Consider the following 14,952-nt stretch of genomic DNA (forward strand, 5'->3'; position numbering starts at 1 on the left):
GCTCTACTCCTTGATCATCTTGCGCAGTTGCGGCCTGCTGGCCTTGGCGATGGTGTTCCACTCAGCGGAAAGCCGGGCGATCGTGGGGTACTGGAAGATCGACCGGATCGACACGCTGACCCCGAGTTCCTTGCGGATCCGGCCGATCAGCCGGGTGGCCTTCAGCGAGTTCCCGCCGATCTCGAAGAAGTCGTCGTCGATGCCGACCTCTTCGGCGCCGAGCACGGCACCGAAGAGTCCACAAAGGACTCGCTCGCGTTCGGTCCTCGGCTCGCGTTTCTCGGACGGCCCGGCTTCGGCGGACTCACGCACGATTTCCAGGACACCGTCGGCCGTCCAGCGAGCGAGCTCGCCGGTGCGGTACATCCGCGTCCCGTCACCGCGGGGATCCGCGACGAACCGGCTCGCGGTCAGCCCGGCGTCCCCGTACTGGCCGCGGGCGACCGGCGCGGCGACGTACAGCTCTCCTGCCACTCCCGGCAGGGCCGGGGTGAGCCCGGCGCCGAGCACGTAGGCGCGGCTGTGGCCCAGCGACGTGTCCGCGGCGAACTCCGAGTTGTCGGAAAGCTCGGCCTCGGCTCCGGCGCACAGGGCGGCGAGGACTTCCAGCACCGTGCTCACCCGGACACGGTCGCCGGGCGCGAGACCCGCGGCCGAAGCCAGCCGGGTCACGCCGTTGACCAGCACGTCGTGGGTGACGGCGACGGTGTTCTCCCCGTCCGCGTGGCGAAGGTGCGCCAGGTGGCGCGGTCCGATGAGCGGTGCCGGGTCGGCGTCGTATCCACCGGGTTCGCCGAGGAGCACCCGCGGGATGCCGTTGTCCGGCAGGTCCGCGGGACCGACGATCAGAGAAGGGCTCACAACACCCGGAACCGGGTCCGCCAGGACGTACGCGGCGCCGGCCTTGAGCGTCGCCAGCACCGCGACGACGAGGTCCACCGACCGCGGTAGCGCGAGCGCGACAACCTTGTCCGGACCGGCTCCGGCCTGGATCAGCCGGTGCGCCAACAGGTTCGCGACCGTGTTGAGTTCGCGGTAGCTCACCGGGGTGTCCCCGGCGACGGCGATCGCGTCGGGCGTCGCGACGACCCGGCGTTCGAACAACACCGGCACGGTCGATTCACCCGCCGCGGCCGCGCGGATCTCCGTGACACCGAAGCCACGCACCAGTTCGCGTTCGGCGTCGTCGAACACGTCCACCGCGCCGACCTTCAGACCGGGTTCGGCGACGATCTGCCGCAGTACCCGGAGGAACCGGTCCGCGATGCGCTCGACGGCCTCCCGTTCGAAGGCGTTGACCTGGTAGTCGAAGGACAGCCGCAGTTCTTCGCCGGTTTCGACCAGCAGGTTCAATGGGTAGTTGCCGCCCGGCGCGGACCGGACACCGGCGAGCGAGACACCCGCGTTCGCCGCCGCTTCCGCGATCCCGTCCCGGTCGACCGGATAGGACTGGAACACCACCAGCGTGTCGAACAGTTCGCTCACGCCCGCGGCCTCGTGGATGTCCGCGAGCCCGTGGAAGTGGTGGTCCATCAAGGCCGCCTGGCCGTTCTGGACCTCGGTCAGCAACTCGGACAGCGTCGTGCCGGGAGCACACCGCACCCGCACGGGCACGGTGTTGATGAAGCTGCCGACCATCGACTCGACCCCGGCGAGTCCCGGAGGCCGGCCGGACACGGTCGCTCCGAACACCACGTCCTGACGGCCGGTCAACTGTCCCAAGAGGACAGCCCAGGCGCCCTGCAGCAAGGTGTTCACGGTGACGCGCGATTCGGCCGCACCGCGCGCGAGGTCGCCCGCCCGCACCGACACCTCGACCTGGCCGATGCCCGCTCCCGCGACCTCCTTGTTCCCGGCGGCCAGTAGCGTCGGGCCGTCGACGCCGTCCAGTTCGGCCGCCCAGGCCCGTGCGGCGGCGTCGGTGTCCTGCTTCGCCAGCCACGAAAGGAAGATCCGGAAGTCACGGACCGGCGGCAAGGCGGCCGAGTCACCTCCGGCGGCGTAGATCCGGAGCAGTTCCTCCAGGAGGATCAGCTCGGACCAGCCGTCGAACAACAGGTGATGCGCGGTCAGTACCAGTTCGTAGCGCTCGTCGCCGGTCCTCACCAGCGCCAGGCGCAGCAACGGCGGCGCGGTCAGGTCGAAGCTGACGGCGTGGTCCTCGGTCAGCAACCGGTTCAGCGCGTCGGCAAGATAGTCCTCGGGCACCGAACGCAGGTCGGCTTTCCACCACGGAAGCGTGACCTCGTTCAGCACCACCTGCACGTGGCCGCCCTTGCCGTCGTCGACGAAAGCGGTGCGGAGATTCGCGTGGCGCCGCAACAGGGCCTGGCCGGCGGCCCGCATCCGCTTCGGGTCGACGTGCCCGTTCAGCCGGAACGACAACTGCATCTGGTAGTCGTCCTTACCGGACTCACCGAGCAGGGTGTGGAACAACATCCCCGACTGCAGCGCGGTCAGTGGCCACACGTCGGCCAGCCCGGAGTACTTCCGCTTCAAGGTCTTGAGCTCGTCCGGGCCGAGGCCGACCAGCGACAGGGGTTCGTAAGGCTCGGTCTCCGCCGTCTCGGCACCGGTCTCAGTCGCCACCGCGCCGAGCGCGGCCACGGTCCTGGCTTCGAAGACCTGCCGGGGAGTGACCTCCAGCCCCCGATCGCGAGCCCTGGTCACCACTTGGACAGACCGGATGCTGTCGCCACCCATCGAGAAGAAGTCGTCGTCGATCCCGATCCGCTCCAGGCCAAGCACGTCGGCGTAGACGGCCGCGAGGATTTCCTCCTCCGCCGACCTCGGGGCCCGGTACTCACCGCCGGTGAAGTCCGGCTCGGGCAGTGCGGCCCGGTCCAGCTTCCCGTTGGGAGACAAGGGCAAGTTGGGGAGCACGACCAAGGCCGCCGGCACCATGTAGTCCGGCAACGAGTCGCCGACGGACGCACGCAGTGCGGCGACGTCGACCTCGGCGGGCCTGCCGTCCTCGGCCTGTTCCGGGACGACGTAGCCGACGAGTTGTTTGCCGCCACCACGGACGTCGCGAGCGATGACGGCCGCCCGTGCGACCCCGGGACGGGCGATCAGCGCGGATTCGATCTCCCCGAGTTCGACGCGGAAGCCGCGGATCTTGACCTGGTGGTCGACGCGGCCGACGCAATCCAGCTGGCCCGCCGGGCTCCAGCGGGCCAGATCGCCGGTGCGGTACATCCGGGAACCCGCCGGGCCGAAGGGATCCGCGACGAACCGTTCGGAACTCAGCCCCGCCCGGTGCAGGTACCCCCGCGCCAGTCCCGAACCCGCGATGTACAGCTCGCCGACCGCGCCGGGCGGCACGAGCCGCAAGTACCGGTCGAGGACGTACACCTGGGTGTTCGCGATCGGCGCTCCGACCGGCGGCCCGCCGGTGAAGTCGCCGATGGGCCAGGACGTCGACCAGACCGTGGTCTCGGTCGGGCCGTACAGGTTGGTGACCGAGGCCGCGAGTCCGGTCATGGTTCGGGCGAGTTCCGGCGGCGAGGCTTCGCCGCCGACGCCGATCCGCAGCCCGTGCAGGGTCGTGGGATTGTCCGCGATCACCATCTGCCACAGCGACGGGGTGCCCTGCATGATCGTGACGCCGTGCCGGTCGATCATCGCCCGCAGTTCGGCGGGCTGGGTGACGATCTCCTTGTCCGCGATCACGATCGCGGCACCGGTGACCAGCGGCAGGTACACCTCGGGGACGGCCATGTCGAACGCGATGGTGGTCACCGCGAGGAACCGGTCGTGCGGCGCCATCGGGAGGATGTCCCGCATGCCGGCGAGCAGGTTGACCAGCGCGGAATGCGGGATCATCACACCCTTCGGCTTCCCTGTGGAGCCGGAGGTGTAGATGACGTACGCGGGGCTCACCGCCGACACGGCCACCGCCGGGGCGTCGTCCGGGTAGCCGTCGAAGTCCTGGTCCAGGTCTTCCGGCCCCAGCACGAGTACCGGGTCGCTGTCCTCAAGGATGAAATCGAGCCGGGTCGAGGGGTAGTCCGGGTCGATCGGAACGTAGGTACCGCCCGCCTTGAGCACTCCCAGCATCGCGATCCAGAGCCGTTCCGACCGCGGCAGCAGTAAGGCGACCCGCTGCTCAGGGCCAACACCCCGGTCGATCAGCCAGTGCGCGAGCCGGTTCGCCCGCGCGTTCAGCTCCCGGTACGAGAGCCGGACGTCGCCGCAAAGCAACGCCGTCGCTTGCGGCGTCGCCGCGACCTGCCGTTCCAGCAGGTCGCACACCGTTCCGTCCGGGGTTTCGACCTCGGTGTCGTTGAACGTACGGACGAGCCTGTTCCGCTCGTCGGCACTGAGGAGATCGAGTGCGCCGATCTTGGCCCGCGGCTCGGCCACCATCTGCCGCACCAGGCGGACGAGCCGGGTCGCGATACCCCGGATCGCGCCCTGTTCGAACATGTTCCGCTGGAACTGCAGGGAAAGCCGCACCTGGGCGTCGGCCTCGGCCAGTACGGTCAGCGGATAGTGGTTGCCGATGAACGGGCGGATCCCGGTGACGGCGATTCCCGCCGCGGCCGTGGTCTCGTTGATGCCGATGCGCTCCACCGGCGCGGAGTCGAACAGCACCAGGGTGTCGAACAACGCGCTGAGCCCGGTGGCGTGGTGGATGTCGGTCAGCCCGTGGTACTGGTGGTCGGCCAGTTCGGCCTGGCGGTCCCGCAATCGGTGCAGGAACTCGAAAACGGTGTCGGCCGGGGTGAACCGCACCCGCACGGGCACGGTGTTGACGAAGGTGCCGATCATCGCGTCCGGGCCGGTGAGCGCGGCCGGGCGGCCCGGCACGGTCGCGCCGAAGAGCACGTCCTCCCGGCCGGTCAGGCTGCCGAGCAGGATCGCCCAGGCGCCCTGGACGAGCGTGTTCACGCCGACGCCGAGTTCCACCGCGCGCCAAGAAAGTTCGCGAGCCTCGCCGACCGGCAACGGAGCCTCGACCCGGCCGATCCCGGCGGTGTCCACTTCGGACGCCGTCGCGGAAACGAGCAGCGTCGGTTCCTCGACACCGTCGAGTTCCTCGGCCCAGACACGCGCGCTCGTCTCGCGGTCCTGTTCGGACAGCCAGACGAGGAAGTCCTCGTAGCCCGAAACCCGCGGTAATCCTTTGGTGTCACCGTTGGAGGTGTAGAGGCGGAGCAGTTCCCGCATCAGCGGCCGCACCGAACGGCCGTCGAAGAGCACCTGGTGCGCGGTCACCACCAATTCGGCGCGGTCCGGACCCAGCAGGACCAGGGTCATCCGCAGCAACGGCGGCTTCGACAGATCGAACCGCTCACCGCGGTCCTCGACGAGGAACCGTTCGAACGCCACCCCGCGGGCGCCCTCGGCCAGTGCGCCGAGATCGATCTCCCGCCATGGCGGTTCGACGTCCTCGACGACGACACGGACATGGTCACCGGCGTCGTCCGCGACCACCGCGGTCCGGAGATTCGCGTGCCGCCGCAGCAGTGCGCGTGCGGCCCCGTGTAGCCGTTTCGCGTCGACCTGCCCCGACAGATGCACGACGAACTGGAGCTTGTAGGTGTCGAAGACCGACTCGTCGACCATGCTGTGGAACAGCAGTCCCGACTGCAACGGCGTCAACGGCCAGACATCGGCCAGCCCCGGATAGTGCCTTTCCCAAGCGTCGATTTCGTCCTGGCTCACCGAAACCAGCGAGACGTCCGACGGCGTCAATCCACCCACGACCGGACCGGCCAATTCCTACACCCCATCTCTGCCTGAACATCCACCCCGAATGCCTTCTGCGGGGAATGCGGAATTCTTCTTGACATCGCCACGCCCGCTGATTCAGCGGCGTCGGCCCCCAGCTGGAAGAGCTCGGCCTCCATCACCATCGGCCCAGTGGCGGCGCCGGGTCAAGGATGTACCTGACCTCGCTGTTTCCCGTGGCAGTCACCCGTCCTGTCGACAGGACATCCCTTCAGTGCGGCCCCTTCCGGAGTGTATGAAGAGAAACGTCCGGCATTTCGCGTCGCATGGTGAAAGGAAGTGCGTCGAATGTTCGTTCCCCATCACTATCGAGAACCGAACGGGACGTGGATGGTCGACGTGCTCCGCGGAAATCCGCTGGCACTCATGCTGTCCAACGGTCCCGGCGACGGTGAGCCGTTCGCGACCCACCTCCCGGTGATCCCCGATCCGGAAATGGAGGGCGAATGGGCGGATGACCTTACCGGCGGACTCCTGCTCGGCCATATGAACCGTGCGAATCCACAATGGAAATCACTCGAAGACGGCCAACCGGTCGTGGTGATCTTCACCGGACCGCATGCCTACATCTCCCCAGCCGTCTATGAGGTCACCCCCGCGGCGCCGACGTGGAACTTCACCTCGGTACACGCGCACGGGGTACTGCACAAGGTCACCGGAATGGAGCCGACGCTCGAAGTCGTCAAAGCGACGGTCCGGGCGTTCGAAGCCGATTTCGGGACAGGCTGGGACATGGAGCAGTCCCTCAACTACTTCCGGCAGATCGCGCCGGCCGTCGGCGCCTTCCGGATCGCCATCACCAAGGCCGACGGCATGTTCAAGCTCAGCCAGGAACAGAAACCCGAAGTCCGGGACCGGGTCGTGCAGAACTTCGCCGAACGCGACTCGGCACGGCACCGGGCCACCGCGAAGCTCATGACCCAGCTGCCCTGAAAACCAAGTGAGGTGTGACCACATGACCGTCGACAGCGTGGAACTGGTTGTCGAAACCCCCTACATCTGGCGCGCACGGCGCCCGGATGCCCGCCATCGCCTCATTTGCTTCCCGCACGCCGGTGCCGGAGCGGGTGCGTACGCCGAGTGGGCGGATCTGCTGCCGCCGGAGATCGAACTCGTCGCCGTGCAGTTGCCGGGGCGGCAGAACCGCATCATGGAGGACCCGTTCACCGAGACCGGGCCGCTGGTCCGGGTACTCGCACAGGCGCTGCGCCCGGTGCTGGACGGTTCGTATGCCTTCTTCGGGCATTCCTGCGGCGCGGTGATGGCTTACGAACTGACCCGCGTACTGCGTGGCCGCGGCGCCGCCGGGCCGGACCACCTGTTCTTCTCCGCACAGCCCGCCCCGCGGTTGTTCGACCAGGTACCGCGGCTGCACGACCTCACCGACGACGAGTTCCGCGAGCAGGTCGCGGAACTGGGCGGGCTGGACCCGGAGATCGCCGAGGACGAGGACGTGATGGACGCATTGCTGCCGACGTTGCGCGCGGACTTCGAGATGTGGGAACAGCATCCGGTCGCCGACGGCGAACCACTCGACATCCCGATCACCGTGCTGTCCGGCCGCGAAGACCCGCGTGCGCCCGGAACCACCGTCGAGGGCTGGCGCGAGCACACCACCGGGCCGTTCCACGCCGAGTACTACCCCGGCGGCCACTTCTACTTCCTCGACGCAGCCGCTGAAGTCGTCGGGTTCCTCGGCCAGTCGCTGCTGGCGCCGAGCATGACCGGGAGGGTCTCATGACCACGTCCATCGATCCGGAACTCGTCGCCGGGCTCGAATCCGCCACCCAGGCCGTGCCGGGGGTCTGGCAGGCCGTCGCCGTCGTCCGGCAAGGCGCACGCGGGACCGCTCCCGCCGCCCCGGTGGTGGCCGCGCCGCTCGCCGAAGTCGCACCGCCGGTGAGCGGCAAACCCTCGTCCGAGGTCTACGGCCCGGAGCCGCGGATCCCCGAGGGCGCGCCGATGACGTTGCAGGACGCGCTGCGGCAGGCGGCGGAGCAGGTGCCGGAGAAGGGCACGATCTTCGTCCCGCGTGAAGGCGAAGCGGCCCTGCAGAGCTTCCCGGAACTCGTGGCCGACGCCGAGCGGGTCCTCGCCGGGCTGCGTGCGGCCGGACTGCGTCCCGGGGACGCCGCGTTGTTCCAGTTCGACGACAACCGCTGCTACATCACGGCTTTCTGGGCGTGTGTGCTCGGCGGGTTCGTGCCGACACCGGTCGCGGTCTCGACGACGTACGCGGCACCCAACGCGGTGAACCGCAGGCTGTACAACGCGTGGAACCTGCTGAAGCGCCCGGTGCTGCTCACCGACCGCGCGACAGCGCCCGTCCTCGCCGGTGTCCGCGACCTATGGGACGAGCCGGACGTCCGCATCCTGGCCGTCGAAGAGCTGGGCGAGCACGAGCGCGACCCGGACTGGTTCCCGACGTCGGCCGGCTCCCCCGTGTTCAACCTGCTCACCTCGGGCAGCACCGGGGTGCCGAAATGCGTGCGGCACACGAACGCCAGCGTCGCGGCGCGGACCTGGTCGAGCGCGCAGGAACGCGGTTACGGGCCGGACGACGTCACCTTGATCTGGATGCCGCTCGACCACGTCGCGATCGTGATGTACAACGTGCGCGACGTGTTCCTCAAGGTGCTGCACGTGAACGCGCGGATCGACGCCTTCCTCGGCGACCCGTTGCGGTGGCTGGACTGGCTGGACGAGTACAAGGCCACCAACACGTGGGCGCCGAACTTCGCCTTCGCGATGATCAACGAACGCGCGGACGAGATCGCCGGGCGCGAGTGGGATCTGTCCCGCGTCCGCGCGATCACGAACGCCGGCGAGCCGGTCGTCGCCGCGACCAGCCACCGCTTCCTGGACCTCCTGGAGCCGTACGGCCTGCCCGCCGACTCGATGTGGCCTGCCTGGGGTATGTCGGAGACCTGCTCGGCGGTCACCTACGCCTGCCAGAAACGCGACGACCACGCGGCCGGGATGGTCGTCGTCGCGCCGTCGTCGATGACCGGCGAGATCCGGTACGTCGAGGCGAGCGAACAGGACGCCGTACCGTTTTCCGAGGTGGGGCCGCCGATCCCGGGATTCGGGGTACGCATCGTCGACGACTCCGGTACGACGCTGCCGCAGGACCGGATGGGTGAGCTGGAGGTCCGCGGTGGCGCGATGATGAGCGGCTACCACAACAACCCGGACGCCAACCGCGACTCCTACACCGGCGACGGCTGGTTCCGCACCGGCGATCTCGCGTTCGTCCACCAGGGATCGGTCGTGATCTGCGGCCGCAAGAAGGACCAGATCGTGGTGCGCGGCATCAACTTCATCGCACACGAGATCGAGGCCGTCGTCGAACAGGCCGAGGGCGTACGGGTCACCTTCAGCGCGGCCGCCGGCATCCGTGAGCCCGGTGAGGGTTCCGATCGGCTGGTCATCTTCTACGTGCCGTCGAGCTGGGACGCCGACGCGCTCGCCAAGACCGCGCAAGAAGTCCGGGCCGCGCTGGTGCGTGAGATCGGGATCGGACCGGATCTGCTGGTCCCGGTGACCGACGCCGAATTCCCCAAGACCGGCAGCGGCAAGATCCAGCGCGGGCAGCTGGTCGGCGAGCTCAAGGCAGGCCGGTTCGCCGACCGGATCTCGGACGAGGTCGCCGAAGACGACACCTGGTTCTTCAGCCGCCAGTGGTCTCCCCTGCCGTCCGTGAGCACGTCGGCTGAACCCGGCGTCCAGCTGGTCTTCGCCGAAGACCGGCAGCTGCTGCAACTGGGGCTCGAAGGCCCGGTGGTCGCGGTACGCAAAGGCGACGAGTTCGCGGAGGAAGCGCCGGACCGGTTCCGCGCCTCCTGCGGCGACTTCCGGAAGGTGGTGGAACAGGCGGTCGCCCACCACGGCGCGATCTCGACCGTCGTCTTCGCCTGGCCGCTCGACGGCTCCCCCGACGAGCCCGCGGCCCGGCTCGCGACGGTGACCGAGCAGCTGACGGCGTTGCTGAAGACGTTGGTGGACTTCGGTAAACCACGGCTGCTGGTGCTCACGTCGGGTGCGGTGCACGCGCGGACCGGCGACCAGGTCGACCTCGGCACCTGTGCCCTGCCCGGCCTGATCCGCACGGCGGTGACCGAGGCTCCGCTGCCGGTGATCCGGCAGGTCGATCTGCCCGGTGGCAAATCCGGCTGGTCGGCCGCGCTCCGCACGGAGCTGGCCGATCGGGTCACCACCGGCGTCGTCGCGGCCCGGAACGGCGAACGGCTGCGGGCACGGCTGCGGCCGGTACCCGAGTCCGAGGCGGACGGCGGCGGGGCCCCGGTCGTCCCCGGCGGGCTGTACCTGGTCACCGGCGGGCTGGGCGGGATCGCCTACGACCTCGCCGGATACCTGACCGCCACCTATGGCGTCCGGCTGCTGCTGGTCGGCCGTTCCGCGGCCTCGGGTGAGAAAGCCGAGCGGCTGGAGGACCTCTCGCTGTTCGGCGGCGTCACCTACGCGCGGCTCGACATCACCGACGAGCAGGCCCTGCGCGAAGCGACCGAAGCCGCCGAGGCCCAGTGGGGCCGACGGCTGGACGGCGTCCTGCACCTGGCGGGCGCGGACCCGACCGGGCAATGGCAGAACCTCGAAGAGCACACCCTGACCCGCGAGACCGCGGCGGTGTTCGAAGAGCTGTACAGCGCCAAAGTCTCGGGCACGCTGGCGATCGCCAGGGTGCTGGAAGACCGGCCGGAGGCGTCGCTGGTGCTGTTCGGCTCGGTGAACGGCGAATTCGGCGGGCACTCGTTCGGCGCGTACTCGGCGGCGAACACGTTCCTGGTCGGCTTCGCGGACCACTGGCGGCACGATCGAGGCCGTGACGTGCGCTGTCTCGCGTGGAGCATGTGGACCGGTGTCGGCATGAACCGGAGCCAGCCCGCCGGCCCCGCGAAACACCGCGGGTTCCGCTCGATCGGCCCGGCGGAGGGGCTGCGTTCCTTCCTGACCGCGACCGCGGTTCCGCACCACTACGTCATCATCGGCCTCGACCTGGCGAACCCGCTGATCCTGTCCGAAGTGGACTCCGGCGACCTGCGTGCACACGAGATCCTCGTGGCCTACACGACGGAGGACACGGACGCCGCGAGTGTCCACAAAGCACTGGAACCACTGCTCGGTTCGATTCCCGTGCCGGTCCGGTTCCTGGCCGTGCCGCGGATTCCCACGGACGTCAACGGCGCCGTCGACACGGCCCAGCTCCTGCTGGACGCCGCGCCGAAACGGCCGAGCCGCAAGGAATCCGAGCCACCGGCCACGGAGCTGGAACGGCGGATCGCGGTCATCTGGTCCGACGTGCTCAACCGGCCGTCCATCGGCCGGGACGACTCGTTCTTCGAACTGGGCGGCAACTCCCTGCGCGCGACGCGGCTGCTGGCCATGGTCGGCGACGAACTGGAAGTACGGCTGACAACACACGAGCTGTACCAGAACCCGACCGTCGCCGGGCTGGCCGCGGCGATCTCGGACAGCTGAGCCCTGACCGGGTGGCGGTGAGCCGCTCCCGCCATCCGGTCAGCTCCAAAATCCACCCGGTCCCGGTAACTCCCGAAGCCGAAAGCCGTGTGGACCCTCAATAACTCGGCGGCTGCTGCTGAGCGGGCGGGTCGGGCTGCGGGTAACCGGGCTGTGCGACCATCGGGTAATTGCCCGGCTGTGGTGCGAGGCCGGATTGCCGAGGCGGACGGCCACCCTTGACGACCGCGATCGCGACCAAGAGCCAGGAGAGCACCGCGGCGGCGTCGAGCGGGATGGCGACTCCCATGAAGATCCATCGGACTTCGTCGATGCCGAGGTCTCCGGACGCACTCCACTCCGGCACGTTCAACGCCACGAACTGCCAGACGATGCCCGCCGCCGTCGTGACGAGCATGACGACGTACGCGCCCACCATCAGGCCGGAGACTCCCTTGGAGCGTCCTCTGATCGAAAAGATCAAGCCAAGCAGGCCTACCACGAGCAGCAACACTCGCGGGATGGCCTCGATGCTCGTGAACGTAAGGGGTGACATGCCTGCCTTCCACAACTTTCCGCCGGAAGCCGGGACGTCCGGGTTACGCCAGGGGCGATCCTAGGCGGTGACAACGCCCCGCGTGGCGGGATGCCCAAAACTCACTGTCATGCCGAGAAGCGGCCAGACGTCATGCTCCGATTTCGCTTGCGAGACGTTCGAGGTATCCGGCGAACCTGGTCCGGTCAGCGGAGTTCCAGCCGGCGGTGAGTTCGACGAATTTCGCTCGCTGCCACTGGTGTGAGTGGTGGAGCAGGTCCAGTCCGGCCGTCGTCAAAGCCACCACACTGCGCCGTGCGTCCGAGCCGGCCTGTCGCCGCTCGAGGTAGCCCTCCTCGGTCGCCGCGGTGACCATCCGGCTGGCCCCGGAGCGGTCGAGACCAAGCTGCTGGGCCACTTGACCGACCGTCACCTCGGCTCCGTCACGCCGGAGCGCGTCGACGGCGTCGACGACGAGGACGTGCTGAGTCATCGATGCCTCATGCCCTGCCTCCACGGCGACCCCACGGGTCCATCGTCGTGACCAGAACCGAACGAGCCGGAACAGCGCGGGCCCACCGTCATCCATGCCACGAGCCTAGCCAAACGTGCGGATCGCATCTATATTACGTGCGTATCGCACGCTTTCTCAGGAGGTATCCCCATGGCCGTGGTCCTCAACCACACGATCGTCCGCGCCGCCGACCAGGACGCGGCGGCGTTGTTCTTCGCCGAACTACTCGACCTGCGGGTCGGTGAGCGCACCGGGCCGTTCACCCCGGTGCAGGTCAACGACGACTTGACGCTCGACTTCGACCAGCGTCACGCCGTCGTTCCCGCTCACTTCGGGTTCCTTGTGGACGACACCACCTTCGACGACCTGACCGCGCGACTGGCGCAGTGGCCCCACGTGTCATACGGATCCGGCCCCGAAGGCGGCTGGGACCGGTCGATCAACCATCTGGGTGGCGGGCGCGGCGTCTACGTCGGCGACCCGAACGGCCACAGCTACGAGTTCTTCACCGCCGTGCCGCCGTCCTGACCTCCTCCCCACGCGAGGGTCACCACAACGGCGTAACTCACGTGCTCAAACCCGTAACTCGCGTGCTTGAGCACGTAACTCGCGTGCTTGAGCACGTAACTCGCGTGCTCAGGGACGTAACTCGCGTGCTTGGAGGCCGAACTCGGTGTGCGGGCTCTGAGCACGCGAGTTACCCCTCCAAGCACGCGAGTTACCCCTTCAAGCACGCGAGTTACGCCTCCAAGCACGCGAGTTACGGCTCCAAGCACGCGAGTCCCGGCGTCGAGCACGCGAGTGCGAGTGCCGCGCCGCCCAGGGCACCATCTCGCCACAAGGCGCCGGGCGGTGCTCGGCGACGACCGGGTGCGGCGCGGATACGGTTGACCGTGGTCGCGGGTGAAGAGCGCGCTGGCTAAGGGTCGACTTGGGGAGCATCGCGAAGCATCCGCCAGCACAGGTAGATGCAGGCGCCGGCCGCGGGCGCGCCGCCGATGAGCGTGGCGGCGATGCCGAGGGCGGTCACCTGCTCGGCCAGATACAGCGGTACCAGCACCGCCGTGGCGACAGCGGATTTCGCCACGAAGATCGCGGTGCACAGTTGATAACGGCGTCGCCGTACCGGATCCCGCCGCCAGCCGAACCGTTCGCCGCGGGCAGCCTCGACCACCAGCCCGATCACCGGCCACCGCACCAGCATGGACACCAGGAACACCACTCCCCCGCCCGCCTGCATGAGCACGGCGGGAAGGTAGAAGTCGACCGCGTGCCCGCTACTCCCGGCCAGCAACGCCGACACCCCGACGATGGCCAGCCCGATCGCCGCCTGCCAGTACTTCCGGTCGGTGAACACCCGCACCACCGCGAACACCACCACACCACCGACCGCCACCAGCGCGGACGTCAGCACCTGGCCGGTCACCAGGTAGGCGACCAGGAACAGCACCCGGGAGGCGACGCCTTCGACGACCGTGCGCCAGCCGCCCACGGCGGCGAACAACGACAGGGACTTCCGGGTCAGCAGGTTGAAGCTCATGAGCCCGCCTTCACCGCGACAGGCGTGGTGAAGCTGTTCCGGCGCAGCTCGTCCTCGTAGGCGCCGATCGCGTCGAGCAGGCCGAGCCCGCCGCGATCCGCCGCGACCAAGGCCTCACTCAGGCGATGCGCGTCCCGCATCGCCAGATTGCCGCCGAAACCCGGCGCCAGGTGGATGGCGTCACCGATGACCGTCACCGGGCGGGCCTGCCAGGCGGGGACCGGCGGGATCATCCCGATCCGCAGCGCGACCGTGACGTCCGGCCACGCCTCGGCCACGACCATCCTCAGCGCCGAGGGCAGGTCCGCGGCCAGCTCCTTGGCCCGGCGCCACACCGCGGCAGAACCGAGCCGCTCCCGTGTGACCGGCAGGGCCCACATCACGTAGTCCTCGACCTCGGCGACCGCGCTGTGCCGCAAGGAAGGCAGCCACCGCTGTCGCGCGGCCGCGGGAGGTTCGGTGAACCGCAACAAACCCAGCGCCATCATCGTGCCGCGTACCGCCGCACTCGCGGGGCTGTCGCCGATCAGTTCCGGCAGCCCGGTACCGGCCACCGCCCGCAGCGGGGTCGCACCCATGAGCACGCGCCCTCCGGTGTCGGCCACCCGGGCCTGCGGCAGGTACTGGCGCCGGATCACCGAACCGATCCCGTCCGCGCCGACCACCACGTCCGCCGTGTCCATGGCGCCGTCGGCGAACCACACCCGGACCGTGCCGTCGGCTCGCTGCTCGAACCGCGTGACCTCCGCCCCGAAATGGACCACGTTCTCCAGCCCTGTCAGCAAAACCGCACGCAGCAACGGCCGATGGACCTGTCTGCCTTGCCGCGCCCGGCCCGCCATGCCGTCGGACGGCTGAGCACTCACGACGGTGAGCGATCCGTCCACTTCGGACAACGTCAGGGTCTGCTCGCGCTGCCCACCCATCGTGGCCTCCGCCATCGCGGCGTGTGCCGGAGGCAGGCACGCCCGCAACGCCGAAAGGCCCCGGTCGTCCATATGCAGGCTGACACCCTGTGGACGTCCCAGCGCGCCGTCTCGCTCGTACACGACGACATCGATCCCCGCCCGGCGCAACCCGTGCGCGAGCGTCAACCCGCCGAGACCGGCACCGACCACGATGACTCTCATCCCACCGCCACCTTTCTTC

9 protein-coding genes are annotated in these 14,952 nt (G+C 69.0%); 4 read left to right on the forward strand and 5 right to left on the reverse strand.

The window, feature by feature from the left end; genetic code table 11:
* Positions 1 to 3 precede the first annotated feature (3 nt).
* On the reverse strand, positions 4 to 5,724 hold the full coding sequence (locus tag AB0M65_RS17500; RefSeq protein ID WP_364028347.1) for an amino acid adenylation domain-containing protein: 5,721 nt from the start codon (positions 5,722 to 5,724) through the stop codon (positions 4 to 6).
* Between the two features lie 300 nt (positions 5,725 to 6,024).
* Here AB0M65_RS17500 and AB0M65_RS17505 point away from each other — a divergent pair, with 300 nt between their 5' ends.
* From AB0M65_RS17505 to AB0M65_RS17515, 3 genes are read left to right on the forward strand one after another with little or no spacing between them, the layout of a single operon-like run.
* Positions 6,025 to 6,669, forward strand: coding sequence for an FMN-binding negative transcriptional regulator (locus tag AB0M65_RS17505; RefSeq protein WP_364028349.1), 645 nt, complete (start codon positions 6,025 to 6,027; stop codon positions 6,667 to 6,669).
* Between the two features lie 22 nt (positions 6,670 to 6,691).
* Positions 6,692 to 7,477 (forward strand): alpha/beta fold hydrolase, encoded by a 786-nt coding sequence (locus tag AB0M65_RS17510; RefSeq protein WP_364028351.1) that lies wholly within the window; start codon positions 6,692 to 6,694, stop codon positions 7,475 to 7,477.
* On the forward strand, positions 7,474 to 11,235 hold the full coding sequence (locus tag AB0M65_RS17515; RefSeq protein WP_364028353.1) for an SDR family NAD(P)-dependent oxidoreductase: 3,762 nt from the start codon (positions 7,474 to 7,476) through the stop codon (positions 11,233 to 11,235). The genes AB0M65_RS17510 and AB0M65_RS17515 overlap by 4 nt, the downstream gene beginning before the upstream one ends.
* Positions 11,236 to 11,332: 97 nt before the next feature.
* On the opposite strand, the gene AB0M65_RS17520 is transcribed toward AB0M65_RS17515, so the two are convergent.
* Both AB0M65_RS17520 and AB0M65_RS17525 read right to left on the reverse strand, forming a co-directional pair.
* Positions 11,333 to 11,653 carry a hypothetical protein gene (locus tag AB0M65_RS17520; protein ID WP_364028355.1) on the reverse strand — a complete coding sequence of 107 codons (321 nt, stop codon included), beginning with the start codon at positions 11,651 to 11,653 and terminating at the stop codon, positions 11,333 to 11,335.
* 247 nt (positions 11,654 to 11,900) lie between these two features.
* Positions 11,901 to 12,242 (reverse strand): MarR family winged helix-turn-helix transcriptional regulator, encoded by a 342-nt coding sequence (locus AB0M65_RS17525; protein WP_364028357.1) that lies wholly within the window; start codon positions 12,240 to 12,242, stop codon positions 11,901 to 11,903.
* 171 nt (positions 12,243 to 12,413) lie between these two features.
* On the opposite strand from AB0M65_RS17525, the gene AB0M65_RS17530 reads away from it, so the two are divergent.
* Positions 12,414 to 12,791 (forward strand): VOC family protein, encoded by a 378-nt coding sequence (locus AB0M65_RS17530; protein ID WP_364028359.1) that lies wholly within the window; start codon positions 12,414 to 12,416, stop codon positions 12,789 to 12,791.
* A gap of 391 nt (positions 12,792 to 13,182) precedes the next feature.
* On the opposite strand, the gene AB0M65_RS17535 is transcribed toward AB0M65_RS17530, so the two are convergent.
* Both AB0M65_RS17535 and AB0M65_RS17540 read right to left on the reverse strand, forming a co-directional pair.
* Positions 13,183 to 13,803 carry a DUF3159 domain-containing protein gene (locus AB0M65_RS17535; RefSeq protein ID WP_364028361.1) on the reverse strand — a complete coding sequence of 207 codons (621 nt, stop codon included), beginning with the start codon at positions 13,801 to 13,803 and terminating at the stop codon, positions 13,183 to 13,185.
* Positions 13,800 to 14,933, reverse strand: coding sequence for an NAD(P)/FAD-dependent oxidoreductase (locus AB0M65_RS17540; RefSeq protein WP_364028363.1), 1,134 nt, complete (start codon positions 14,931 to 14,933; stop codon positions 13,800 to 13,802). The genes AB0M65_RS17535 and AB0M65_RS17540 overlap by 4 nt, the downstream gene beginning before the upstream one ends.
* Between the last annotated feature and the right edge of the window lie 19 nt (positions 14,934 to 14,952).

This window comes from Amycolatopsis sp. NPDC051071, from assembly GCF_040682875.1.
Classification (GTDB): domain Bacteria; phylum Actinomycetota; class Actinomycetes; order Mycobacteriales; family Pseudonocardiaceae; genus Amycolatopsis.